This window comes from Pedobacter sp. SYSU D00535 (genome assembly GCF_017355855.1).
Taxonomy (GTDB): Bacteria; Bacteroidota; Bacteroidia; order Sphingobacteriales; family Sphingobacteriaceae; genus Desertivirga.
In genome coordinates, this window is sequence record NZ_JAFEWD010000005.1 from 275,050 (window position 1) to 299,717 (window position 24,668).

The window sequence follows — 24,668 nt, forward strand, 5'->3', positions numbered from 1 at the left end:
ACGGGTAAGGCAGCAATAGAATTTTTATGAAATAATTAAAAAGCCAATGGCTTTTTTACCTGGCATGCGACCACTTCCACCGTTCCCGGATATTCTTGCTTTTATCTCTTCTACTTGTTAAATTTAACCAAACCTTTTTGCGCTATGGCTATCCTGCGTACCCCTCTTCCTGAAAACATTCGCGGCAGTGTGCAAGGCCTGGTGGTAATTAAACACCGGCTGGGGAAAACGCTGATTACCGCCTTTCCGGATATGAGCAAGGTGGTTTACACTGAAAAGCAAAAGGCGGAACAAAAACGTTTTGCCGATGCGGTAGCTTATGCCAGGGCCATTATCAGTAATCCTGAGAAAAAGGCGGCCTACCAGGCACGACTCCCGAAGGGCAGGAAAGTTTTCAATGCAGCCATTGCCGACTACATGAAAGGAAAAACAGCTCTGGAACAAGAGCCTCCTGGTTCAGTTCTGATTCAGTTATCCTACGCTCAATGGCCCTTTTTGCTGCACGAGAACCAAAGTAGAGCTGAATCAGGTCTTAGCAGAAAGAAAAGTGGTCAATCCCGGGCTGCTTTCACCTCAAATTCAGGTCCGCCGGGAAGATTCTACTTATCAGTTCGTCCCTGATTGATGTTTTTTCTGGGTTTTTATCTGCCTCTGCCTGAAGGGATGCTACTGTCATGTCCCTATAGCAACCTTGTCTTCGCACCGTTGAATACCCGTAGGCTAATTACGGTCTGCCATCTTTGCAGATAAAGGATCTGTAATCCCTGATACGTAAGAAATACGTAGGATGACCATACCTCAACTGTCAGCAGGGGGATTACCAATAAAAGAAAAGCACCCTCCGGGTGCTTTATGCTTTTGATAAGTGTGTAAAGATATATGGTGAACCATAGCTGATAGTTAATATCTCAGCTAAATTGGTGATTGCGCTGTATGCTGTATACCTTTACCTATGCAGAAGTTGTGCCAATGTGTTGACGGTGAGGGAGGATAGTGCTTACTTTTTTGAAAATCGTCGGCGAGGGCAATAAAAAAGCCCCGCTATATCTCTACAGTGGGGCAACCTAAACCTTATCACAATTTGTAGTACAACCATCGTTTAGAGAAATAGTTTTTTGTTTCTTGCTTTTATTTCAATTTTTCAGCTGTTTTTTGGATATGGAGAAATGATAATTACAGTTTTTTGCCGCTCTAATTTTCACTTTCGCATTTCTCGTGGTTTAATATGAATTAATCTTAAACAGAAGGTATATTTGGTTAAGTGAATGGTAATAGATGGTAAGGATTAAAAGGACAACCGCGAAGAATCGGGATTTTCAGAATTTGATTATGGAATTGGATAGTGACCTGCAAAGCAGGTACTCAAGTGAGAACTATCAGTACAACGCCTATACAAATCTCGGAAATCTTCAAACTGTTGTAGTGGCCTATATTCAAGATATTGCTGTAGGCTGTGGGTGCTTCAAAGAGCTCGACGTGGATACAGTGGAAATCAAGAGGATGTTCGTGAATCCTTATTTCAGAGGTTTTGGAGTTGCGTCTTCAGTTATTGAGGAACTATTGGATTGGGCCAAACGTTTGTATTACAAACAGGCAGTTCTGGAAACGGGTATAAAGCAACCGGAGTCGATCAAGTTGTACGCCAAGCACGGCTTCACGGTCATTGATAATTTCGGTCCTTACAAAGGAATGGAAGAAAGCGTGTGTATGCGTAGATTTTTATAGCAGGGAAGTGGTAAAAAAATAAGTCCTGGCTAAGAACCCGGACTTATTTTCTTGTTGTTTAACTGAGGGAAAAAAGAACGATTGTGTTATTGTAAGGTCAACGTTGTAAGGGTTGATTGTTAAGTATATTTTTAAGCAACTAGCCAGCCGTCGTTTGAATTCGGTCTGAGCGTTTTTATAATAGAATCTTTAGTCGACTTAAGACTTTTCAATTCTTCAGAAAGTATGTTTAGTAATTCCTTGTCAAATCTTTCGCTAAGTTTAATTACAGTTGTTTTGTTCGCTTTTTTCATAATATCTTGAGTTAGGTTGAGTTCTTTAATTTAATCTTCTTTGGTATTCTCCGGATCTTCGCTCAAATTATTTTTTCTTCTTTCAGCTTCCCGCTTCTGACGGATCAACTGCTCTGCGTCGCGCTCGTCTTCGGCATGTTCCGGATCGGTAGGGTTATCCCAGTCTTTATCTTCCGGGGCTCCATCCTTAAATTCTTTAGGAACTTTTATTTTGTTAACGACTACCATAATTCGTGAATCTGAAATACTCTACTCCAATTCTGTACCAAATTCTTTCTAAAAGAAGTAGTCGTATCTTAATTTATTGATAATTAACAGTGTAGCTAATTCTGTTTAAGGGAATTCTAGGTTCGCTTAAAACACGAGATAGAAAAAAGCAGCTGTACAGCGTCTGCAAGAACAGCCGAAGGGCCCGATTAGGTGTCTATTTCTCTGTACAAATAGGTTTTCTGAAGAGTCTTTTTTATATTTAAAGTTCAGGAGCCTTTAAAGTCTTATTTTTGTATCGATAGGATGAGTAAGAGGAAAACAATCAAACAGAATGGCAGAAGACATAAATTATAGTGAAGATAGTATACGTTCTCTTGACTGGAAGGAGCATATTCGCTTACGTCCGGGTATGTATATCGGGAAGTTGGGAGACGGCTCTGCTTATGACGACGGAATCTATGTATTGCTGAAGGAGATAGTGGACAACTCCATCGACGAGTTTGTGATGGGGGCAGGAAGGTCGATTGAAATCAGCATCAGCGATCATAAGGTGTCAGTGCGCGATTATGGAAGGGGGATTCCCCTGGGTAAGGTCATCGACTGTGTTTCCAAAATAAATACAGGCGGTAAGTACGATTCAAAAGCCTTTCAGAAGTCAGTTGGATTGAACGGGGTCGGTACTAAAGCGGTCAACGCATTATCCACCAGTTTCACTGTGCAGTCTTACCGGGACGGCCGTACGAAGATTGCTGAGTTTGCAAAAGGGGAGCTGGTAAGAGACGAGCCGGAAAAAGATACCACTCAACGCAATGGTACAGCCATCACCTTTTATCCGGATGACACCATTTTCAGGCATTACCGCTTCATTCCCGAGTTTGTGGAAAACATGATCTGGAACTATGTTTTTCTCAACTCGGGCTTAACGATCAGTTTTAACGGACAAAAGTATTTTTCAGAGCGAGGTTTGCATGACCTCCTGGTGAAGAATACCGATGCAGATTCTATTCGTTATCCAATCATTCACCTGAAAGGTGAAGATATCGAGATCGCGATGACGCACGGACAGCAGTACGGAGAAGAGTACTACTCTTTCGTGAACGGCCAGCATACCACCCAGGGGGGCACGCACCAGGCTGCTTTCCGCGAGGCTGTCGTAAAAACCATCCGGGAGTTTTATAAAAAAGAGTTCGATGCCTCGGATATCCGCGCATCAATAGTAGCCGCTATTGCGGTAAAAGTTCAGGAGCCGGTTTTTGAATCGCAGACGAAAACAAAGCTGGGATCCCTGAATGTCGGTCCGGAAGGCCCAACGGTACGTGGATTTGTGAACGACTTTGTGAAAAAATACCTGGACGATTATCTTCACAAAAATCAGCAAACTGCTGACGCCCTGCTCAAGCGGATCCTCCAGTCGGAACGGGAACGGAAAGATATCGCAGGCATAAAAAAACTGGCGAATGAGCGAGCAAAAAAAGCTTCGCTTCACAACCGGAAGTTACGCGACTGCAAACTGCATTTTGATGATAATCACGAGCGTAAGCAGGAGACCACACTCTTTATTACCGAGGGGGATTCTGCCAGCGGTTCGATCACCAAATCCAGGGACGTGATGACTCAGGCAGTTTTTAGTCTCAAAGGAAAACCGCTGAACTGCTTTGGCTTGACCAAAAAGGTGGTTTATGAAAATGAAGAGTTCAATCTCCTGCAGCATGCCTTGAACATTGAAGATGGATTAGATGGTCTTCGTTATAATAACATCGTTATTGCTACTGATGCGGATGTCGACGGAATGCACATTCGCTTGTTAATGATGACGTTCTTCTTGCAGTTCTTCCCTGATTTGGTGAAGGCAGGGCACGTTTCTATTCTGCAAACACCCCTGTTCCGCGTTAGAAATAAAAAAGAAACAATTTATTGCTACAGCGACGAAGAACGGCAGCGGGCCATACGGAAGCTGGGCAATAAACCGGAGATCACGCGCTTTAAAGGGCTCGGGGAAATTTCGCCGGATGAGTTTGGTCTCTTTATTGGCAAAGACATCCGCCTGGAACCGGTGATCCTGAAGGATGCAAACATCCACTCGTTGTTGGAGTACTTCATGGGGAAAAATACGCCGAACCGGCAGCAGCATATTGTCGGGAACCTCCGGGTTGAAAAGGATGATGCGCAGCTTGCTGCGAGTGCCGAAACGATAAAAGAAGAAGCTGCAGCTTAAGACAAAAAAGAAGAGGCCCGGAGGCCTCTTCTTTTTTTATATACAGAAACGTGTTAAACGAAAGAACTAGATACATTGGTGATTTTCCAGCCCTTGGTGGTATTGGCCAAGGTGACAATGTTCACTTTAGAAAAAGCTTCGTATTTCATCGTTACTTTAACTACAGCCTGTGTGCCGTTTAGCTCCATCACACTGTAGTCAGTCTGGCAATTCTGCTCGAGGTTCTGCGAGCCTTTCATCGAATTAAGCATTTCCGATTTCGAATAATTGATGATGTTCTCTCCGCGGGTCACAGTAAATTTTACATCATTGTCAAGAACTTCTGATAGCCCTTTTATCTTACCGTGGCTCACAGCGTCAATGTAAGCTTTTACGGCGTAGTCCATACTGAGCTTCTGATTATTGGGCTCGTCGGAAGCAAATACAGAGAAAGAAAGGGCCATTAGTAAGGCTGCTGCGAAAGTTTTTAGAGTTTTCATATCTGTTGTTTTTTTGAGTGCTGGTTTATACCCAATAGACGCCGCAACAGTCCCCGCGTTACGACGAGGATAAAAAAAAATCTCCTTTTAACATATTTTTAACACTTTGACGTTTTGTAGCGCCGACGTCAAAAATTGGTGCTCTATACAAATGACACCGTCATTCTTTTTCATTTTCTGACCTGCTGGCTTGCAAAATTTTTAAGGGTTGCTGATCAGGAATGAATAGCAATAAACCCATTGTGTTTTGGTTTAATGCTGTTTAAACACAGAGCCCGAGTATCCCGATCATGTAAAAGCTTGCGTTCATTTTATCGCCGCAATGCTGCTGCTTTCTTATATCCTTTTGTTTGCGCTGAAGTCATGTTCGAGCAGAATGCTCTTTTACAATATTCTACATGAGGTAGGAGACATGTTGCTGCTGTTTACAGCCACTTTGTATTACTTAGAAGGTCCAATCTTGTATAAAAAATAAAAAAGTTTTCAGTCTCTAAGGATCGGTTTATATTTATAAGTGTAAACTTAACAATTAAACCAATTATAAATGATGGAAACTTTAGGTCTTAACGCTAAACTCGCTTCGCTGATCGTAGGTGCTTCAGTAGCCCTTTGTTCTTGCTTAAACAGTTGTTCATCCGTAAAAAGTACGAAAGTCATCAGCGGTGTTTCCGTGGAGGATACCTTGACCAGAAATCCGATAATTAAGCACAAGTACACAGCCGATCCCGCTGCACTGGTGTATAAGGACAAAGTTTACCTGTACACGGGGCACGATGTTCCTCCTCCTAATCGGCATGGTTATGAAATGCACGACTGGTTGGTGTTTTCCTCATCAGATATGGTGAACTGGGAAGAACATCCGGTACCGCTTACCGTTAAAGCGTTCAGTTGGGCGAAGGATGATGCCTGGGCTTCGCAGGTAATTGAAAAAAATGGCAAGTTCTACTGGTATGTTTCGGTAGAGCACGGTTCCATCAAGGGGAAGGCTATCGGTGTGGCGGTGTCAGACAGTCCCCTTGGCCCGTTCAAAGATGCCCGTGGCTCTGCCATTATTACCAACGATATGACTACCGATACCAAAATAAGCTGGGATGATATCGACCCTTCTGTAATTATTGATGATGATGGACAGGCCTATCTGTTTTGGGGAAATACACAGTGTTATTACGCAAAACTGAAGGATAACATGATAGAGCTTGACAGTCCGATTATGAAGGTGCAAGGGCTGCCGAACTTTACCGAAGCTCCCTGGGTACATAAAAGAAATGGCTGGTATTATCTTTCTTACGCCTATAAATTCCCTGAAAAAATCGCTTACGCGATGAGTCGGAACATCAATGGTCCCTGGACATTTAAAGGCATCATCAATGAAGTTGCCGGGAATTCCAATACCAATCATCAGGCAATTATTGATTTCAAGGGCAAGTCCTACTTTATTTACCACAACGGATCGATTCCTACGCAGGGCGGTAGCTACAGAAGGTCAGTTTGCATTGATTATCTGTATTACAATAAAGACGGATCTATAAAGAAAGTGATCATGACTACTGAAGGTGTGAAGCCTGCGAAATAGCTCAATAGTACGATCTACGAGACCTAGCCAGAAGCAATAGTCAAAGCGAATGGTCCAATGGCGAAAAGAAGCAGCTATTAGATCAAAAAAAATCCCCCCGTTATGAGCGGGGGGATATAGGTTATATTTGGTTAGTTTGGAGCTTAAATATAGGGATTTATTCCTCACAAATTCCAAATAATTATAAAAAAATAATTATTTCACGTCTTTAAGACAATATAAACAAGTCATTGCCGTTCCTGCTGATTCCGCACTGCAATCTGCAGCCTTCAGACTTTATTGTACAATCTTATTGGCACAGGCCGAGCTCGCGAAGGCTTCTGGTTTGGCCTTGAATACAAATCCCATGCTAAGGATATACCCCATTGCTTCATGCAAAGCTTGGTTTGATTTAAACATCGGGTTAGTATTGATGTCGGCATGCACTTCCAGATCTACCTCGTATAAGTCTAACAAATCACAGAGGCCATAAGCCGTCTCGATAGATCGTTGAACTTCTGCCAACATTCGCTCTTTAATACTCATCTTTTTCGAGCTTTTATCCTGATGGATAAACATAAAGGCCCCTTTCTTTTCTCTCAGGAATACGATCACAGTCGCAAAGTCGGTGACAGTTCCTTTCACTTGCGAGTCTGTTCCGATACATACTTTTAGTTTGTTTCCTAACTGATACTCTCTTTCAATTGCCTGCTCTACTTCATCAATAATAGGTTTTTGGATGGTTTCTCCGCTAAATTTTTTCCAGGTCATAAGAGTTGTATTTAATGTTCGTACGGACCTTTACGCTGTATCCCAATACAGTTTTCTATGAGGTCTTATAAAGATATAATATAAGCGGTTAAATAAATATTTGTTTTTTGTTAACATATTAACAGTCAGGGAGTATGGGGCTGAAGAGGGGGATGATCGGAAACTCAATTTAATCCAAAGCAGCAGCGACGGTTAATTTTGGAAGAGGCGCACTGGGTTGAATGTTTGAATAAGGAAGTTTAGGCAGGGGACTTGGGTTCAGGGCAAAAACAGCGGAAATGCGGAAATAAAAAAAGAGGGTGGCCACCCTCTTTTCTGTTTTAATCATACCTATCAGGCTTTTTTCGCCATCGGCTTTAAGGAGGTAAGTCCTTCAATTTTTACTGGTTTTCCAGAATCGATACTCTGCCGCGCAGCAATACCAACCAGGATCGACATGGCTCCATCCCGGGCTCCTGCTGCTTGTTTCCATGGGTCAGATCCCGGATCAAAAAGTTGCTTCCGTAGACGCACGTCACCACCGCCGTGGCCTTCCTCTGTGTTATCGATGCGGATATATTCTGTTTTTCCGAAATTCTTAGTCAGCTGAATCTCGTCATATTTCGGCACTTCCCAGGGCTGTCTTTCGTAGATCCAGGCATCCATTTTACCTTCCGTTCCGTTGAAGGAAATCCGGTAACCCTCGTAGGGTGAATAGGTGGTTAACGAATAACTCACCTGCACGTTATTGGCGTATTTGATTTGCACCGCCATCTTATCAAAGATGTCAATGTCTTCCTTGAATACGCAGCCGTCGCGGAGGTAGCCGTCGTACTTCTCGTTCTCGACATAGAGCTTCATTAGTCGTTCGTTCTTGGTAATGTCCCAATAGTACTTGCATTTGTCTTTGTGCGGGCATGGGCGGCAGTTGGTATGGCGGAAGGGCCCGTTTTTGCCGTAGTGTTCCAATGAGCCGTAGGCAAATACCTCCGAGGGTTCAGAATCGAGCCACCAGTTTAGCAAATCGAAGTGGTGCGTGGATTTATGAACCAGTAAGGAGCCCCCGAATTCTCTCTTCCGGTGCCATCTGCGGAAGTAGTCGGCACCATGCGATGTGTCCAGGTACCAATGGAAGTCGACCGAAGTTACTTTACCAATGGCGCCGCTATTAATCAGCTCGTACATTTTCTGGCGGTGTGGCGAATAGCGGTAGTTGAAGGTAACATGCACTTTCTTTCCCGTCCTCTTTTCCGCGTCCAGGATCAGTTGACACTTATCCTCGTCAGTGGTCATCGGTTTTTCGGTGATGATGTCCGCTCCGGCTTCCAGCCCCTTTACTATCTGCTCGTGGTGCGTACTATCCATGGTCGTGACGATCAAAATCTCCGGTTTCTGCTCTTTAAGCATCTTATCCAGATCAGTGTAAGTGGGACAAGTTACACCCATCATTTTTTTGGCCGTGGCTACTCTGCCCTGATTTTTATCGCATAAGCCGACGAACTCGACCATGTGGTTAAATTCCTTGATTACATCAGTTCCCCACATTCCCGTTCCGCGATGACCTGTTCCAACCATCGCAACTCTTTTTTTCTTTAAGCTTAGGGTAGATGCAAAAAGAGAGTCTGAAAGCAACGCACCGGCCATTACGGTTCCGGTTTGCTGCAAAAATTTTCTGCGGTGCATATAATTGATTATTTGAATCGTTAAGATAGGCGCTTTTGTTCTCACTGAATAATGTTTCCAAGTATGACCTCGGCCGATATCGTTTGCGTAAACAAAATATTACAAAGTTCCCTTCTTCCTGGTCTTCATTGTTTTAGTAACTATTTTTAGTTGATCTGTCACAAATCAAAACCAAATAGCGTCTACCCCTCAGCTAGCTTGAAAAATTGAATAAAATTAAAACTTATTACAACACAGACAATGAAAAAATTACTAATTGCAGTAGCAGTATTATTCGCATCGAAATCAGGGTTCGCCCAAAACGTAACATTTGGAGTGAAAGCAGGGCTGAACCTCGCCGACATGCAATTCAAGTCGGAGGGTATGAGCATGAATACAGAGTCATTGGTTAATTTTCAGATCGGCGGTTTTGCTGATATCCCGGTTAACAATTTTTCAATTCAGCCGGGCCTTATCCTTAACGGAAAAGGTGGAAAGATTGGGTTTGGTGATGTAGAGACTAAAACAAGTCTAATGTACCTGGAGGTTCCTGTTAACGCCTATTACAATGTACCAGTAAGCTTCGGTAAAATCTTTGTAGGAGCTGGTCCCTACGCTGCTTTGGGTCTTGCCGGTAAGCAGAAGACTGAGGGCGAAATGTTAGGTGAGGATTTGAGTGGAGAAGAGGATATTAAATTTGGAAGCGGTGAAGATGAGATGAAAGCCCTCGACTTCGGTTTGAATTTTGGCGGAGGTGTCAGATTGACTAGTGGGATAAACCTTGGTTTAAACTACGGCCTTGGCTTATCAAATCTTAGCAATGAGGATGAGGGGAAAGTGAAGAACCGCGTTTGGTCTTTAACGGTTGGATATTCGTTCTAATTACAGGTTGAATAATTGAAGGTCGCCCCTATGGCGGCCTTTTTGTTTTTCTACCTGGGGTGTAAACGCATAAGATCGTTGATCCTGAGTCCGGCTCTTTATGCCGGTCATTTTAGCCCAATGAACATTACCTTCACTAAAGTGTTTTAGAGGCAATGTCTCAGGAAGGCGGTCAAACAGCAAGACTAAGAAGAAAAATTTACATTATTATTTTCCGTTCTGACACCAGGGCAGGAAAGGCCTTTGATATTATTCTTCTCTGGCTCATTCTATGCAGTATCTTTCTTGTCTTTATAGAAAGCGTCCAAGGTTTCCGGGAGACCTACTATCGGGAAATCCGTTTCGCTGAATGGGTTTTTACGGCTGTTTTTACCCTCGAGTACCTGCTTCGGGTTTATAGTGCTAAAAGCAGACGGGCGTACGTTTTTAGCTTTTATGGACTAGTTGATCTGCTGGCCCTTGTTCCTGGTTATCTAAGTCTTTTCCTTCAGGGTGGGCAGTATTTTGTTGTTTTAAGAGCGGTGCGACTGCTGCGGGTTTTCCGCATATTGAAACTTTCACGATACCTGGTGGAAGGACATGTGCTGGTAACGGCCTTGCGAAACAGCGCTTATAAAATAACGGTCTTCCTTTCTGCGGTAATTGCCCTGGTTACTATTGTCGGAACGATAATGTATGTGGTGGAAGGGGAGAATAGCGGCTTTTCCAGTATCCCTAAAAGTGTTTATTGGGCTATTGTTACTATTACGACTGTGGGATATGGCGATATTTCGCCCATAACTCCCCTCGGGCAATTTATTGCCAGTGTATTGATGATCATCGGATATGGGATCATCGCTGTACCTACCGGGATCGTGTCGGTAGAAATGGCCCGGGCGAGTGCATCCGGCTCCACCTGCCCCAATTGCCAGAAAGCTGTAGACTTAAATACCGCCAACTATTGCAGTAACTGTGGAGCGAAACTGAAGGCAGGAGCGAGGGCAGACGAGAAAAAATAAAAATGGCGCTGAACCTGCAGCGCCATTTTGTTCTATCTCCCGATTGTATCAGGCAATCAGCTTTTTGTACTTGATCCGCTTGGGCCCGGTATCTCCTAACCTCTTCTTCTTGTTCTCCTCATAGTCCGTATAGTTTCCTTCGAAGAAATAGACTTGCGATTCCCCTTCAAAAGCAAGGATATGCGTACAAATCCTGTCCAGGAACCAGCGGTCGTGGGAAATGATAACCGCACACCCTGCGAAGTTTTCCAAAGCCTCCTCAAGTGCTCTCAAGGTGTTTACGTCAATGTCGTTGGTAGGCTCATCCAGCAACAGGACGTTTGAGCCTTTTTTAAGGGTGATCGCTAAATGCGCCCGATTTCGTTCTCCTCCCGAAAGTACTCCTACTTTCTTCTGCTGATCAGCTCCGTTAAAGTTGAATTTAGAGACATAGGCGCGGGAGTTCACCGGCCTGTTTCCTAACATAACCGTTTCCTGTCCATCGGTTATATTCTCCCACACTGATTTTTCAGGATCCAGGTCGTTATGCAATTGGTCCACATAACCCAAAGCCACCGTCTCTCCAACTCTGAACGTGCCTGAGTCCGGTGTTTCCTGCCCTGTAATCAAGCGGAAAAGAGTGGTTTTACCAGCCCCGTTCGGGCCAATAATTCCTACTATTCCTGCCGGTGGCAAAGAGAAGCTCAGGTTTTCAAAAAGAACTTTCTCACCATAGGCTTTGCTCACATTCTGCGCCTCGATGACCACATTCCCCAGGCGTGGACCCGGAGGGATGAAAAGCTCCAATTTTTCTTCGCGTTCTTTCGTTTCCTCAGAAGCCATTTTATCATAATTCGCAAGACGCGCTTTCGATTTAGCATGCCGTGCTTTCGGTGCCATACGTACCCATTCCAGCTCGCGCTCCAGCGTTTTCTGGCGCTTGCTTTCAGTTTTCTCTTCCTGTGCAAGACGCTTGGCTTTCTGATCCAACCATGATGAATAATTTCCCTTCCAAGGAATTCCTTCCCCACGGTCCAATTCAAGGATCCAACCAGCCACGTTATCCAGGAAATACCTGTCGTGGGTCACCGCAATAACGGTCCCCTTGTAGTGTTGCAAATGCTGCTCGAGCCAATCGATCGACTCGGCATCCAGGTGGTTTGTTGGCTCATCCAGCAAAAGGACGTCGGGCTCCTGAAGTAATAAGCGACATAATGCTACTCTTCTTCGTTCTCCTCCTGACAGGTTGGCAATTTTTGCGTCGGGTTCTGGTGTGCGAAGTGCGTCCATGGCCCGCTCCAGTTTGGAATCTAACTCCCAGGCTCCGGAGGCGTCGATCTTGTCCTGCAGTTCGCCTTGTCTCGCCATTAGTTTATCCATGGCGTCCGGGTCTTCATACACCTCGGGCAGGCCGAACTTCTCATTTATCTCTTCATACTCTTTTAGTATAGCCGTAATTTCAGCTACTCCTTCTTCAACAATTTCTCTTACAGTCTTTTCCGGGTCTAGTTCAGGCTCCTGTGCCAAATAACCCACACTATATCCCGGTGAAAAAACTACTTCTCCCTGGTAGGATTTGTCGAGCCCGGCAATGATCTTCAACAGCGAAGATTTTCCCGAGCCATTTAACCCGATTACGCCAATCTTTGCACCATAAAAGAAGGATAAATATATGTTCTTAAGTACTTGTTTCTGTGGCGGGTAAATCTTATTTACGCCGGCCATCGAAAAGATTATTTTTTCGTCTGCCATTTTTTCTTGAAAGGGTTGCCAAATATCGCGATTTCGCTGATTCGAATCTAAAATTTATTATATTAGGCTTATTACACTATTCCTTCAGATTTGGCGTAGTTGTTGATAAATAAAAAGCAAACACGCCCTTTCATTAATGAAACAAATTAATAGTTTAGGGCGTTCAACACGAAGAAAGGTTTTATAATGGAAGCTAAATTTTCACCTCGTGTCAAAGACGTAATTTCATATAGCAGGGAAGAAGCGTTGCGGCTGGGACATGATTACATAGGCACCGAGCATTTACTACTAGGCTTGATCCGCGAAGGCGATGGAATGGCCATAAAAGTGTTAAAGGCCTTGGGTGTCGATACCGTACGTTTACGTCGCTCTATAGAGGATGCAGTTAAAGGCACAACTGGTACAACAGTAAATCTGGGGAATATTCCCCTGACAAAACAGGCAGAGAAAGTTCTGAAAATTACATATTTGGAGGCAAAGATCTTCAAAAGCGATGTGATTGGCACCGAGCACTTACTGCTTTCAATTCTACGCGATGACGATAATATCGCTTCGCAGATTTTATTACAATACAACGTAAATTACGACGTGTTTAAAGCAGAAGTAGAACAAAATAAAGAAGGTTTCAGAGATGAAATGCCGGGTTCAGCTGCAGGAGACGATGATTTCCGCGAGGAAGAGTCTTCATTCAGCCAGCCTAAAAAGGTCTCTGATATCAAGTCAAAAACTCCTGTCTTAGACAATTTTGGGCGTGATTTGACAAAAGCAGCCGAAGAGGGCAAGCTTGATCCAATTGTGGGACGTGAAAAGGAGATTGAGCGTGTGTCTCAGATCCTCTCCCGTCGTAAGAAGAACAACCCGATCCTGATTGGAGAACCCGGAGTTGGTAAATCTGCAATTGCGGAAGGATTGGCACTTCGTATCGTTCAGCGCAAAGTATCACGCGTCCTGTTTAACAAACGCGTAGTTACACTTGATCTGGCATCACTGGTAGCAGGTACTAAGTACCGCGGTCAGTTTGAAGAGCGGATGAAGGCGGTGATGAATGAATTGGAGAAATCCCCGGATGTCATCCTTTTCATTGATGAGATTCATACCATCGTTGGAGCAGGTGGTGCTTCAGGTTCCCTGGATGCATCAAACATGTTTAAGCCGGCTCTTGCCCGCGGAGAAATCCAATGCATCGGAGCTACTACGCTGGATGAGTATCGTCAGTACATTGAGAAAGATGGCGCTTTGGACCGTCGTTTCCAAAAAGTAATGGTGGAACCGGCTACTCCGGATGAGACCATCGAGATCCTTAACCGGATCAAAGAGAAGTATGAAGAGCACCACGCGGTGACGTATACTCCGGAAGCGATCAATGCCTGCGTAAGTTTGACTTCTCGTTATATCACCGATAGGTTTTTACCGGATAAAGCAATTGACGCGTTAGATGAAGCTGGATCGAGAGTTCACCTGACTAACATTCATGTTCCTCAGGAGATCATTGACATCGAGCAAAAAATCGAAGAGATTAAAGTTGAGAAAAATAAGGTAGTTCGCAGCCAGAAATACGAAGAAGCAGCAAAGCTTCGGGATACCGAAAAGAACTTACTGGAAGAACTTGATAAGGCTAAGGCTGCCTGGGAAGCTGAGACGAAAACGAAACGTTATACGGTTTCAGAAGACAACGTAGCTGAAGTAGTGGCGATGATGACAGGAATCCCGGTTCAACGTGTGGGCCAGACTGACAGTCAGAAATTGTTGGCTATGCCTGAATTGATGGCTGGTAAGATCATCGGACAGGATGAGGCGATCAAGAAATTGACTAAAGCGATCCAACGTACCCGTGCAGGATTGAAAGATCCTAAGAAACCTATCGGTTCATTTATCTTCCTTGGTCCTACCGGGGTAGGTAAAACAGAGCTTGCTAAGGAATTAGCACGGTTCATGTTCGATAGTGAGGACGCCCTCATTCAGATCGACATGAGTGAATACATGGAGAAATTTGCTGTATCACGTCTTGTTGGTGCGCCTCCGGGATATGTGGGTTATGAAGAAGGTGGTCAGCTGACTGAAAAAGTTCGTCGCAAGCCTTACTCGGTCGTTCTTTTAGATGAGATCGAGAAAGCTCACCCGGATGTTTTCAATATCCTGTTGCAGGTGCTGGACGAAGGTCAGCTAACCGATAGTTTGGGAAGGAAAGTAGATTTCCGGAACACAATCGTGATCATGACCTCAAACATTGGTGCCCGTCAGTTGAAAGATTTCGGACAAGGAGTAGGATTTACCACATCCGCGAAAGCGATGCAGGCAGACACTCATTCACGTGGTGTGATTGAAAATGCGCTAAAGCGTGCTTTTGCTCCCGAGTTCCTGAACCGGATTGACGATGTAATCGTGTTCAACTCGCTGTCAAGAGAAGACATCTTCCGCATCATCGATATCGAGCTGAAAGCACTGTTCTCAAGAGTTCATACGCTAGGTTATGATATCGTACTTACTGATGACGCGAAAGACTTCATCGCTGATAAAGGCTACGATTCAAACTTTGGTGCTCGTCCGTTAAAACGCGCTATTCAGAAATATCTCGAAGATCCAATCGCCGAAGAAATACTAAAAGGCGAACTGGCTGAAGGGGATGTGATGGAAGTCGATTACGACAAGACAACCGAAGAGATAAAAATCAAGGTTAAACATCAGGGCAAGAAAAGCGAAGAGAAGAAAGAGAAATAGGCGCTACGCTTAGCAATATAAAACCCGGCCAAGGCCGGGTTTTTTGTTTTATATGTGTTTCGTTTGTATGCGATGTGGGGAAATAGAAGTGCGTTGCCGCGTTAAGCGGAAGCAGCGTTGATATTGAAAATTTCATCAAGTCGGAAAGCAATTAAATTAACGATTAATGTGTGGGTTATTTACAAGGGATAGCGGAATTTTCCGATCAGCTTTCGCTACGAGTCAGCTAGTGAATTGCTAAGATTTTTCGCAAGCTGCTATTCCCACGGGGAAAATCTAGCCAAAACTACTATCTTTACGATCTAAGAGTTTTTTTAGAAAAGGATGAGTGAAGAATCTCTAAACAATCACGAAAACGAAGAGAAATTACATAACGTCACCTCCATCAATGGCCTGTATGAGAACTGGTTCCTTGATTATGCGTCTTATGTAATTCTAGATCGTGCGGTACCTCATATTAACGATGGACTCAAGCCGGTGCAGCGCCGGATCCTCCATTCCTTGAAGGAAATGGACGACGGCCGCTTCAATAAGGCCGCTAACGTGATCGGGAATACGATGAAGTATCACCCGCACGGAGATGCCTCTATTGGGGACGCCATGGTGCAGATCGGGCAGAAAAACCTGTTGATTGACACCCAGGGTAACTGGGGAGATCCGATGACGGGCGACTCGGCTGCGGCACCGCGTTACATTGAGGCCCGCCTGTCCAAATTTGCCAATGAAGTGGTTTTCAATCCGGATACTACCGAATGGCAGTTGAGCTACGACGGCCGGAATCGCGAACCGATCACCTTGCCGGTTAAATTTCCGCTTCTTCTGGCGCAGGGTGCCGAAGGTATTGCCGTAGGCTTGGCGACAAAAATACTACCGCATAATTTTATCGAGCTGATTGACGCCTCCATTGAGGTTTTAAAAGGAAACAGGCCCGACCTGCTTCCCGATTTCCCGACAGGAGGAATGGCCGACTGCTCCAACTATAATGAGGGACAAAGAGGTGGAAAAGTCCGGGTAAGGGCGCGGATTATCGAGAAAGATAAGAAAACACTTGCCATCACAGAAGTTCCTTTTACCACTACCACGGGCAGCCTTATCGATAGCATCATTTCTGCCAATGATAAGGGTAAGATCAAGATCAGGAAGATCGAAGATAATACGGCGGCAAACGTGGAGATCATTGTGCACCTGGCACCCGGAATCTCTCCCGACGTAACGATCGATGCGCTGTATGCCTTTACAGATTGCGAAGTTTCTATTTCGCCCAATACCTGCGTAATCCGGGATGACAAACCGCACTTCATGAGTGTGAACGATATCCTGATAGAGAATACGGAGAATACGAAGAACTTACTGAAGCAGGAACTGGAGATCCGGCTGAATGAGCTGAAAGAGCGGATTTTCTTTAGCTCGCTGCTAAAGATCTTCATCCAGGAGGGAATGTATAAACATCCGGAGTATGAAAATTCCGGCAACTTCGACGGAGTAGTTGAAGTGTTAAACCGCCTGTTTGAGCCCTTCTTTCCTCAGTTTTACCGCGAGATCCTTCCGGAAGATTATAAAAAGCTGATCGAGAAACCGATGAGCAGCATCACCCGATTTGACGTGAAAAAGGCGGATGAGCAGATGAAGACACTTGAGGCGGAGATAAAAGAGGTAAAGCATCATCTGAAACATCTTACCGATTATGCAATTGCCTGGTTTGAGAAGATCAAAGAGAAATACGGAAAAGACCGAGGACGGAAGACAGAGCTGCGGACTTTCGACAAGGTGGAGGCTGCTCAGGTGGCGCTCGCCAATGTGAAGCTGTATGTAAACCGTACTGACGGTTTTATTGGCACTGGCCTGCGGAAAGACGAGTTTGTCTGCGATTGTTCAGATCTGGACGAGATCATTGTATTCAGAGAAGACGGCCGCTGCGTGGTGACGAAAGTACAGGACAAGGTTTTTGTAGGAAAAGATATTCTACATGTGGGCGTGTTTAAAAAAGGTGACGAGCGCACCATCTACAACATGATCTACAAGGACGGAGCTACGGGCACGGCCTATATTAAACGTTTTGCTGTGCTGGGGGTAACCCGGGACAAGGAATATGATCTGACGAAAGGATCTAAAGGATCAAGAGTCTTGTACTTTACCGCTAATCCGAACGGTGAGGCAGAGGTAGTGAGTATCCAGCTGAAGCCGCATTCAAAGCTTCGGAAGCTGCAGATGGACGTGGATTTCGCGGAGATTGCTATCAAGGGAAGGAGCTCCATCGGAAATACGGTGACCAAATACCCTGTTAAAAAAATCACACTGAAAGCGAAAGGAGTGTCCACCCTCGCTGGCCGCAAAATCTGGTTCGACGACATCCTGAAAAGGTTGAACGTTGATGGACGCGGGAAGTACCTGGGAGAGTTTGATGGTCCGGATAAGGTGTTAACAGTGATGAGCAATGGGGTATATGAATTGACCTCCTTTGATCTCACCAATCACTTCGACGACAAGATGATCCTGATTGAGAAGTATGATCCTGAAAAAGTGTTCACCGTGGTGCACCTCGACGGCAAGTCGAAGAACTACTATGTCAAGAGGTTCTTGTTCGAAGACATAATGATCGGAAAGCAGCTAAGTATCATCAACGAAGAAGCGGGATCTAAACTTATACTCATCTCGGGGGCATCACAACCAATTGTGAAGGTCGACCAGCTAAAAGGTAAATCATTGACGCCGGAAATAGTGGAAATTAACCTCGCGGATGTGATCGATGTGAAAGGGATGAAGGCTCAGGGTAATAAGTTATCGCAGCACGAAGTAAAAACTATCGAGCTGATAGCAGAGCACGATGATCCGGAAGATTTACCAGATCCGGTACCAGAGACGCCGCTGGAAGAGATTGTGCTGGAAGAGAAGCTGGAGCAGGAGGCCGAGAAGGAAATAGTCCAGAAAGAAAAGGATCCGGTAGAAGAGGCTATTCAAAAAGAAATAAAAGAGGCGGAAGGGAAAGAGGAACCGGAGGAGAAGCCTGCCAAAAAGGTAGATTTCGAGATTACGAACCTCGATGACGTGGAGATAGACGACAAAGGGCAATTGGGATTGTTCTAATAACAAAGGCTGGTTAAATCAAACCAGCCTTTCTTTTTATAATAACTCGGGTTTGATCTTTTCCCGGAAGTTCTCCGCGAATTTTTGAAGCTTCGGTTGAATGACGAACAGACAGTACGAGTTTTTTTGGTAATTCTCGTTAAAGTAGTTCTGATGGTAGTCTTCCGCTTTATAAAACTCCGATACCGGAACCACCTCCGTAACAATAGGTCGTTCGTACACCAGTCCTTTCGTCAGTTCGTCAATCATTAGATTGGCTTTCTCCTTCTGTTCGGGACTATGATAAAAAATGACAGATCGGTATTGGGTTCCTACATCGTTACCCTGTCTGTTAAGGGTAGTGGGGTCGTGGGTCTTAAAAAATACTAAGAGTAGTTCTTCAAAAGATATCTGTTCAGGGTCGAAGTCCAGTTGAATCACCTCGGCATGTCCGGTGGTACCAGAGCACACTGCTTCATAGGAAGGATTTTCAACCGATCCTCCCATATATCCTGACTGTACATTCGATACTCCCTGCAGTGTTTGAAAAACTGCTTCGGTGCACCAAAAACACCCTGCACCAAAAGTTGCTTGTTGTAATGCCATAATTTCTAAACAGGAAGGGTTTAATAAGGTTTTCGTGGAAGAAGTATCGGCAGCACCGCTGGTACTGCCGACTGTTTTCTACTGTCTTTGTTTTTTTGCTTCTTGCATTGGGTTTACTCCCGTAGAAGAGCCTCTCGGCGCTTGCTGTTCCTTGAACAGCTCAAAGCGGGAAGGGCTGGCAGTCCGCGGCCAGCTATTGTTGGCTTCATCAATGTCTGCCGTTTCGCGGTAAGGGTCTAATCTTACTGATTGTACAGCCTTATCTTTTGCAAAGACCTTTGTAACCTTCTCTTCGTTTTTTCGCCAGATATAGGCAGGTATGCGTTCAACTTCTTTGGTACCATCACTAAATGTCCACTCAATAATGACAGGCATTACGAGACCTCCCTTGTTACTGAGTTCCAGCTGATAGAAGTTCTTTTTGCTGTCGTATAGCTTTTTCTCTTCTGGGGTCAGGGACTTGTAGTATTTCTCAAATTCGGCTCTTGCCCGGGGAGTAGTAGCAAACTGATCGTAGTTATTATAAAAATCTTTCAGCTTGCTGTCTTCCTCAATCGCAAATTGGATCCCTTCCTTTCTGTTGCGTTCCCGTCCGATACTATACCGTTCCCGTTCAGCCGCTTTTCTGTTTTCAGCGTTTTCAATTTCCGGATTCATGGTGTTAAGACGGAAGGCAGTAACGTTGTCCAGAGAAATGTCGACAGGATCGGTAGTATAAAACCATCCTCGCCAGAACCAGTCGAGATCTACAGCAGAAGCATCTTCCATTGTTCTGAAGAAGTCAGCAGGAGTAGGGTGTTTAAATGCCCAGCGTTTTGCATACTCCTTAAAGGCATAGTCAAAAAGCTCGCGGCCCATCACCGTTTCCCGAAGGATGTTCAGGGCAGTTGCCGGCTTTGCATAAGCATTAGGGCCAAAGCGGATAATGTTCTCGGAGTTGGTCATAATTGGCTCCAGCTGATTTTTCGGGAGCTTCATATAATCCACGATCTTGTGTGCAGGGCCGCGCTGAGAGGGATAGTTATTATCCCATTCCTGTTCGGCAAGAAACTGGCAGAAGGTGTTAAGTCCTTCATCCATCCAGGTCCACTGGCGCTCGTCAGAGTTGACAATCATAGGAAAGAAGTTGTGTCCCACCTCATGGATGATCACTCCTAACATACCGTATTTAGTCGCTTCTGAGTACGTTCCGTCTTTGTTTGCCCTGCCGTAGTTGAAGCAGATCATAGGATACTCCATTCCATTAGCCGCCTCAACAGAAATGGCCACCGGGTAGGGGTAGGGAATGGTATGTTTGGAATAGACCTTCAGCGTATGTGCTACAGCCTTGGTAGAGTAACGGTTGTACAGAGGGTATGCCTCAGGGCCGTAGTACGACATGGCCATCGTTTTTTTTCCATCTATATAAGTAGCCATTGCATCCCAAACTAATCGACGGGAGGAGACAAAAGCAAAGTCGCGCACGTTTTCAGCTACATAGGTCCAGGTTTTCTTTGCCTTAGACCTTTTACTCATCATGTTTTTGACTTCTGGCAGCGTGACAATTTCTACGGGTTCTTTCGCTGTCTGTGCCTGTTTCCAGCGACTCAGTTGAGCCCCGGTCAATACTTGTTCGTAATTCTGGCATTCTCCCGTAGCTCCTATCACATGGTCGGCCGGAGCGGTGATGTTCACCTTGAAGTTTCCGAAGGTGAGGGCGAACTCTCCCGAGCCGATGAACTGCTTGTTTTGCCAGCCTTGAAAGTCGGAGTATACCGCCATCCTGGGATACCACTGCGCAATGGTGTACAGGTAGTTTTTGTCTTCAGGAAAATACTCATATCCCCCACGACCGCCTATGCTCATTCTATTGGGAATGTTGTAAAACCAGGCAACACTAAAATCGAACTTCTCGCCAGGTTTCAGCGCCTTTGGTAGTTCGATTCGCATCATCGTCTGGTTGATAGTATATTTCAGCGCCTGCCCTGAAGCGTCATTCACCTTCAGGATTTTGACCCCAAGATCATCACTAAAACCAATCATGCGCTGAATATCGGTGATGTTCATCTTTTCGGCTACAGCGCTTTCATTCGCTTTACGCAGGGGATTGTTACGGTCGTGCTCGTTTTCATCCAGTTGCAGCCATAGATAGGTGAGTGGATCTGGCGAGTTGTTGTAGTAAGTAATGCGCTCGTCTCCGGTAATCCGCTGATTCTCGTCGTCCAGCTCTACGTTGATCTGGTAGTCAGCTCTTTGCTGCCAGTATTCATGCCCAGGTGCGCCAGAAGCGGTTCTATAACTGTTGGGATCCTGAATAATGGTGCCGAGCTGCTCAAATTTATTCCCGTGATTCGATCCGGGGTTATTTAGGTTCTGAGCAGCAGCAATTGAGCTGTACAATAAAAGGGAAAAAAGGAAAGCAGACCTCATTTACTGATATTAATTAATGTGTTATGTTTTATAATTACAAAGCGGGCAGTCGGTCCATAACCATCATCATACCCGCACCAAAAGTTGCAGCGCTAAGGAATAAGCTCCAATCAGCCTGTTTTACCTTTACCTTAACGAACAAGTGAGCCAGCGAGAGCACTACGGTTACAACGACCAGTTGGCCGAGTTCCAGTCCCAAGTTGAAGGCCAGCAGTTCCATTACAATGTTTTCATCTGCTCCCAACAGGCTTTTCAAATAACCTGAAAAACCGAGTCCATGGATCAGTCCGAATAGCAGTGCCGCTCCATATTTTAGCTGCTGTGCATGTTCAGTTCGGTTTTTACGAAGCAGATTAAAAAGAGCAGTAATGACAATAGTGATTGGAATAAGTAATTCTATTAACGCGGAACGAAATTGCACTGCTTCAAAAACACTTAGCGCAAGCGTTGCTGAGTGTCCTATTGTAAACGCAGTCACAAGGACCAGCACTTTTCTCCAGTCGCGAAACAAGTAGACTCCGATAAGAGAAAGAATAAATAAGATGTGATCGGAACCGTTCAGATCTAAGATATGTTTCCAGCCCAGTTCTAAGTAGATACTAAAATCATTCAATTGTTTTCTGTAATTTTTTTAGCTTGCCGCCGTTCTGCTTAAGATACTTTCACTAAAATAGCCTTTATTTGTCGGATGTTGCAACTAATTACCTCTATTTTTGCGCTTATACACCCTTTTTTTGTCAGTGTAACAGAGATCCGGCATAATGAGAAGACCAAGTCACTGGAAATAAGCAGTAAGTTGTTTTTTGACGATTTTGAGCACGCGCTGGGGGCCAACTACAAGCAGAAGCTCGACATTCTAAATCCTTCTGAAAAAAGAAGGCTTGATCCTTAATTGCCGACTACCTGGGGAAACATTTAGTGCTTCAGGTGAATGGAAAGCCCGTAAAATTGAAGTATCTGGGTTATGAAATAGAGCAGGAAGCAATATGGTGCTATATGGAAGTGGTGAAGCTTCCTAAGATTCACTCGATCCATATCACAAACGACATCCTTTTTAAGGAGCACGAATCCCAGGTGAACCTGCTTCATGTGAGTGTCGGCGGGCAGCGTAAGAGTACTAAACTCGACAATCCTTCCGGACTCGCAAGTTTTAAGTTTTAGGATTGGTTGTAAAAATAAGAAGCCGCGAGGTGACGTGTCTCGCGGCTTCTTATCAGACTTATACGTTTACTGGTATTGAATGTAGATCGGTTGTGGCTTAAGCTTCATCAACTCCTCAGGTGTCATCAAACGATGCGGCGACTTCTTCAAATCATTTTTGTAAAAGATTTTGAAGCCGGTAAATTGAACCGGTTGGTTGCGTACAAAGTATCTGTAGGTACCCAGTTTCAAGTCGGGTTCACCCCATCCGTCCATGTGGATCACCACCTGTACTTCCGGGCGCAACTTGATGTTCTTGTAGTTGGTTAGCATTTTCTCAGTAAAACGGTGGATCACAAATACTTTCGGAGGAAGGTTGTTATCGCGCACTAACTTAGCAAGGTAATCAGAACAGTAGTTAAGGTCTGCTGCATCGTAAGTTCCGATTTTGCTGCCCGGACGGTTTCCGCCTTTCATGGAGAATTCCGGGTCGATACCCAGGTGTACGTTCGGTAATTTTAAGTACTGCTCCAACAGAGGAAGCTCATCTTTGATGGTACTTAAAGCCACCTGAATATCCAGAAACACGATCATGTCCTTGCGCATTTTAGAAATCGCTAAAACCGAGTCGATCTGCTTGAAGGGCATTCTGTAGCGGTACTTCCCATCTTTGCCAGGATCTCCTTGTGCCACTACTGCAATATAATGAAGGGCTGGTTGAACAGGGGTATTAGGATCTGCTTTTTCCCAACGGCGAACTTCCTGATCTAGCTTTGACAGCATTTCCTTGGGAGGAAGTTCCCCTAAAATTCCCATCCGTTTAGAGTATAAGTTGCCATAATAAGCCACGATGCGTTTGAATGGAAGGATAGCGCCAGGTTTCGGGTATGGCGTGTTCTTTACGGGCCAGCGACCAGTGGTGTCACCATTTGCCAGAGCCAGCATTTTTTTGTTGTAGAGTGCCGTATCAATAGTACTGCTGTTTGCGGCAGCTTCTCCCGAAGTGGCGCTGCTGTCGCTTGCTTGTTTGCTACTGTCGTTTACCGCTGCTGTCTTACCACTACCGGCTTTACTGGGATTTTCCGTACAGCCAACAGAGAAACTGGCAACGGCTAATCCTAAAATCAAAAAGTATTTATTCATACACATTATAGATGTTCCTTCAATCCTTGCAAAATAGCCTTGATACGTTACAATACCAAGGAAAGATTTGAAATTCGGAGTTTATTTAAACTTTCTTACTTTTCCAAAAACGCCAAGAGGAAGTTTACTTCCGGCGCTCGCCTGCAGGTACAATTCGCCGGTTTCCAGGTTCTGCGGATTTTTAACAGAGCCCTTCAGGAGGTTCTCTACAATCACGGAGGAGAAACCGAGTGAGTAGGTGTTCAGGATGAGGAAATGCTCCTCTTCGTCCAGCAGTTGGCTAACATCCTGCATCATTTCCAGGATATGATCCTCCAGTTTCCATTTTTCACCGTTAGGCCCGTGGCCATAGGCAGGAGGATCGAGAATGATGCCGTTATACTTTTTTCCTCTTTTGAGCTCCCGCTTTACGAACTTTAGCGCATCTTCTACCACCCAGCGAATGTCTTTCAGACCAGAAAGCTCCTGGTTTTCGTTTGCCCAGGTCACTACCTGCTTGATGGAATCAACGTGGGTCGTATCTGCTCCGGCGGCTCTGGCTATGACCGTTGCACCACCTGTGTAAGCAAAGAGGTTGAGTACTTTAGGTTCCGGGTTTTTGAACTTGCTGATGCTTTCAGATATGTAATCCCAATTTACTGCCTGCTCAGGGAAAAGGCCCACGTGTTTGAAAGAGGTTAAGCCTAAACGCAATTTTATGGAAACCTCGTTGTTCTGATAGGTGATATGCCAGCGGTCTGGTGTCTTTGGATTTTTCTTAATCCATTCGCCGGAAGTAGCCGAACGGCCTTTGAAGCGAATATGATGCTGTTTTTGCCATTCCGCCTCTGAAAGTTGTTTGGCCCACACGGCTTGAGGCTCTGGCCGGATTAGAATCAAATTTCCGAAACGCTCAAGCTTCTCGAAATTGCCGCAATCAATCAGCTCATAGTCTTTCCAGTGCTGCGGTGTTAAAAGTTGGATCATGTAGTTTATTGAATTTCTGTGTTGTTGTTTGAATTGCCCCGGCTAATCTGTGCAGGATATTTGCCCTTAATGGAGCGGCCAGGGCAAACTCGGGCTGGAAAATGAATCCGACGGAAACAGACCGAT

General features: G+C 44.9%; 22 protein-coding genes. 10 read left to right on the plus strand and 12 right to left on the minus strand.

Annotated features, from left to right (window positions below; all coding sequences use genetic code 11):
• Positions 1-144: 144 nt before the first annotated feature.
• Both J4N23_RS13345 and J4N23_RS13350 read left to right on the plus strand, forming a co-directional pair.
• The gene (locus tag J4N23_RS13345; protein ID WP_207427981.1) at positions 145-621 is read left to right on the plus strand and encodes a hypothetical protein; all 477 of its coding nucleotides are present in this window, start codon (positions 145-147) and stop codon (positions 619-621) included.
• A gap of 654 nt (positions 622-1,275) precedes the next feature.
• Complete coding sequence (locus J4N23_RS13350) at positions 1,276-1,725, plus strand: GNAT family N-acetyltransferase (protein ID WP_207427982.1); 450 nt, start codon at positions 1,276-1,278, stop codon at positions 1,723-1,725.
• A 131-nt stretch (positions 1,726-1,856) separates the two neighbouring features.
• On the opposite strand, the gene J4N23_RS13355 is transcribed toward J4N23_RS13350, so the two are convergent.
• Together J4N23_RS13355 and J4N23_RS13360 are read right to left on the minus strand one after the other, a co-directional pair.
• Positions 1,857-2,018: a hypothetical protein gene (locus J4N23_RS13355; protein WP_207427983.1), complete on the minus strand. Its 162-nt coding sequence runs from the start codon at positions 2,016-2,018 to the stop codon at positions 1,857-1,859.
• Between the two features lie 30 nt (positions 2,019-2,048).
• Complete coding sequence (locus tag J4N23_RS13360; RefSeq protein ID WP_207427985.1) at positions 2,049-2,246, minus strand: hypothetical protein; 198 nt, start codon at positions 2,244-2,246, stop codon at positions 2,049-2,051.
• Between the two features lie 313 nt (positions 2,247-2,559).
• Here J4N23_RS13360 and J4N23_RS13365 point away from each other — a divergent pair, with 313 nt between their 5' ends.
• Entirely contained in the window at positions 2,560-4,443 is a 1,884-nt protein-coding gene (locus J4N23_RS13365; RefSeq protein ID WP_207427988.1) for a DNA topoisomerase IV subunit B, read from the plus strand.
• Between the two features lie 53 nt (positions 4,444-4,496).
• On the opposite strand, the gene J4N23_RS13370 is transcribed toward J4N23_RS13365, so the two are convergent.
• Positions 4,497-4,922, minus strand: a complete 426-nt coding sequence (locus J4N23_RS13370) for a nuclear transport factor 2 family protein (RefSeq protein WP_242689227.1) — start codon at positions 4,920-4,922, stop codon at positions 4,497-4,499.
• A gap of 544 nt (positions 4,923-5,466) precedes the next feature.
• Here J4N23_RS13370 and J4N23_RS13375 point away from each other — a divergent pair.
• A complete protein-coding gene (locus J4N23_RS13375) occupies positions 5,467-6,495 on the plus strand; it encodes a glycoside hydrolase family 43 protein (RefSeq protein WP_242689228.1) in 1,029 nt (342 codons plus the stop codon).
• Between the two features lie 276 nt (positions 6,496-6,771).
• Here the strand turns inward: J4N23_RS13375 and J4N23_RS13380 are convergent, their stop codons facing one another.
• From J4N23_RS13380 to J4N23_RS13390, 3 genes are all read right to left on the minus strand, one after another.
• Positions 6,772-7,245, minus strand: a complete 474-nt coding sequence (locus J4N23_RS13380) for a ribonuclease H-like YkuK family protein (protein ID WP_207427990.1) — start codon at positions 7,243-7,245, stop codon at positions 6,772-6,774.
• 169 nt (positions 7,246-7,414) lie between these two features.
• Positions 7,415-7,573: a hypothetical protein gene (locus J4N23_RS13385; protein ID WP_207427991.1), complete on the minus strand. Its 159-nt coding sequence runs from the start codon at positions 7,571-7,573 to the stop codon at positions 7,415-7,417.
• Positions 7,574-7,578: 5 nt separating this feature from the next.
• Entirely contained in the window at positions 7,579-8,907 is a 1,329-nt protein-coding gene (locus tag J4N23_RS13390; RefSeq protein WP_207427992.1) for a Gfo/Idh/MocA family protein, read from the minus strand.
• 240 nt (positions 8,908-9,147) lie between these two features.
• On the opposite strand from J4N23_RS13390, the gene J4N23_RS13395 reads away from it, so the two are divergent.
• Together J4N23_RS13395 and J4N23_RS13400 are read left to right on the plus strand one after the other, a co-directional pair.
• Positions 9,148-9,768 carry a porin family protein gene (locus tag J4N23_RS13395; RefSeq protein ID WP_207427993.1) on the plus strand — a complete coding sequence of 207 codons (621 nt, stop codon included), beginning with the start codon at positions 9,148-9,150 and terminating at the stop codon, positions 9,766-9,768.
• Positions 9,769-9,923: 155 nt separating this feature from the next.
• Positions 9,924-10,766 carry an ion transporter gene (locus J4N23_RS13400; RefSeq protein ID WP_207427994.1) on the plus strand — a complete coding sequence of 281 codons (843 nt, stop codon included), beginning with the start codon at positions 9,924-9,926 and terminating at the stop codon, positions 10,764-10,766.
• 48 nt (positions 10,767-10,814) lie between these two features.
• On the opposite strand, the gene ettA is transcribed toward J4N23_RS13400, so the two are convergent.
• Positions 10,815-12,497: an energy-dependent translational throttle protein EttA gene (ettA, locus tag J4N23_RS13405; RefSeq protein ID WP_207427995.1), complete on the minus strand. Its 1,683-nt coding sequence runs from the start codon at positions 12,495-12,497 to the stop codon at positions 10,815-10,817.
• Positions 12,498-12,683: 186 nt separating this feature from the next.
• Between ettA and J4N23_RS13410 the strand changes: the two genes are divergently transcribed.
• Together J4N23_RS13410 and J4N23_RS13415 are read left to right on the plus strand one after the other, a co-directional pair.
• Positions 12,684-15,215: an ATP-dependent Clp protease ATP-binding subunit gene (locus tag J4N23_RS13410; protein ID WP_207427997.1), complete on the plus strand. Its 2,532-nt coding sequence runs from the start codon at positions 12,684-12,686 to the stop codon at positions 15,213-15,215.
• Positions 15,216-15,539: 324 nt separating this feature from the next.
• The gene (locus tag J4N23_RS13415; protein ID WP_207427998.1) at positions 15,540-18,299 is read left to right on the plus strand and encodes a DNA gyrase/topoisomerase IV subunit A; all 2,760 of its coding nucleotides are present in this window, start codon (positions 15,540-15,542) and stop codon (positions 18,297-18,299) included.
• A 36-nt stretch (positions 18,300-18,335) separates the two neighbouring features.
• Here J4N23_RS13415 and msrA read toward each other — a convergent pair whose 3' ends face one another.
• From msrA to J4N23_RS13430, 3 genes are all read right to left on the minus strand, one after another.
• Positions 18,336-18,884 carry a peptide-methionine (S)-S-oxide reductase MsrA gene (msrA, locus tag J4N23_RS13420; RefSeq protein ID WP_207427999.1) on the minus strand — a complete coding sequence of 183 codons (549 nt, stop codon included), beginning with the start codon at positions 18,882-18,884 and terminating at the stop codon, positions 18,336-18,338.
• A 78-nt stretch (positions 18,885-18,962) separates the two neighbouring features.
• A complete protein-coding gene (locus tag J4N23_RS13425) occupies positions 18,963-21,293 on the minus strand; it encodes a M1 family metallopeptidase (protein WP_207428000.1) in 2,331 nt (776 codons plus the stop codon).
• A 34-nt stretch (positions 21,294-21,327) separates the two neighbouring features.
• Positions 21,328-21,906, minus strand: a complete 579-nt coding sequence (locus J4N23_RS13430) for a HupE/UreJ family protein (protein WP_207428001.1) — start codon at positions 21,904-21,906, stop codon at positions 21,328-21,330.
• Between the two features lie 75 nt (positions 21,907-21,981).
• Here J4N23_RS13430 and J4N23_RS13435 point away from each other — a divergent pair, with 75 nt between their 5' ends.
• Positions 21,982-22,185 (plus strand): DUF6702 family protein, encoded by a 204-nt coding sequence (locus J4N23_RS13435; RefSeq protein WP_207428002.1) that lies wholly within the window; start codon positions 21,982-21,984, stop codon positions 22,183-22,185.
• A gap of 26 nt (positions 22,186-22,211) precedes the next feature.
• Positions 22,212-22,454 (plus strand): DUF6702 family protein, encoded by a 243-nt coding sequence (locus J4N23_RS13440; protein ID WP_207428004.1) that lies wholly within the window; start codon positions 22,212-22,214, stop codon positions 22,452-22,454.
• A 66-nt stretch (positions 22,455-22,520) separates the two neighbouring features.
• Here J4N23_RS13440 and J4N23_RS13445 read toward each other — a convergent pair whose 3' ends face one another.
• A complete protein-coding gene (locus J4N23_RS13445) occupies positions 22,521-23,582 on the minus strand; it encodes a hypothetical protein (RefSeq protein WP_370527269.1) in 1,062 nt (353 codons plus the stop codon).
• Positions 23,583-23,657: 75 nt separating this feature from the next.
• Positions 23,658-24,542: a class I SAM-dependent methyltransferase gene (locus J4N23_RS13450; RefSeq protein ID WP_207428007.1), complete on the minus strand. Its 885-nt coding sequence runs from the start codon at positions 24,540-24,542 to the stop codon at positions 23,658-23,660.
• Positions 24,543-24,668: the final 126 nt, after the last annotated feature.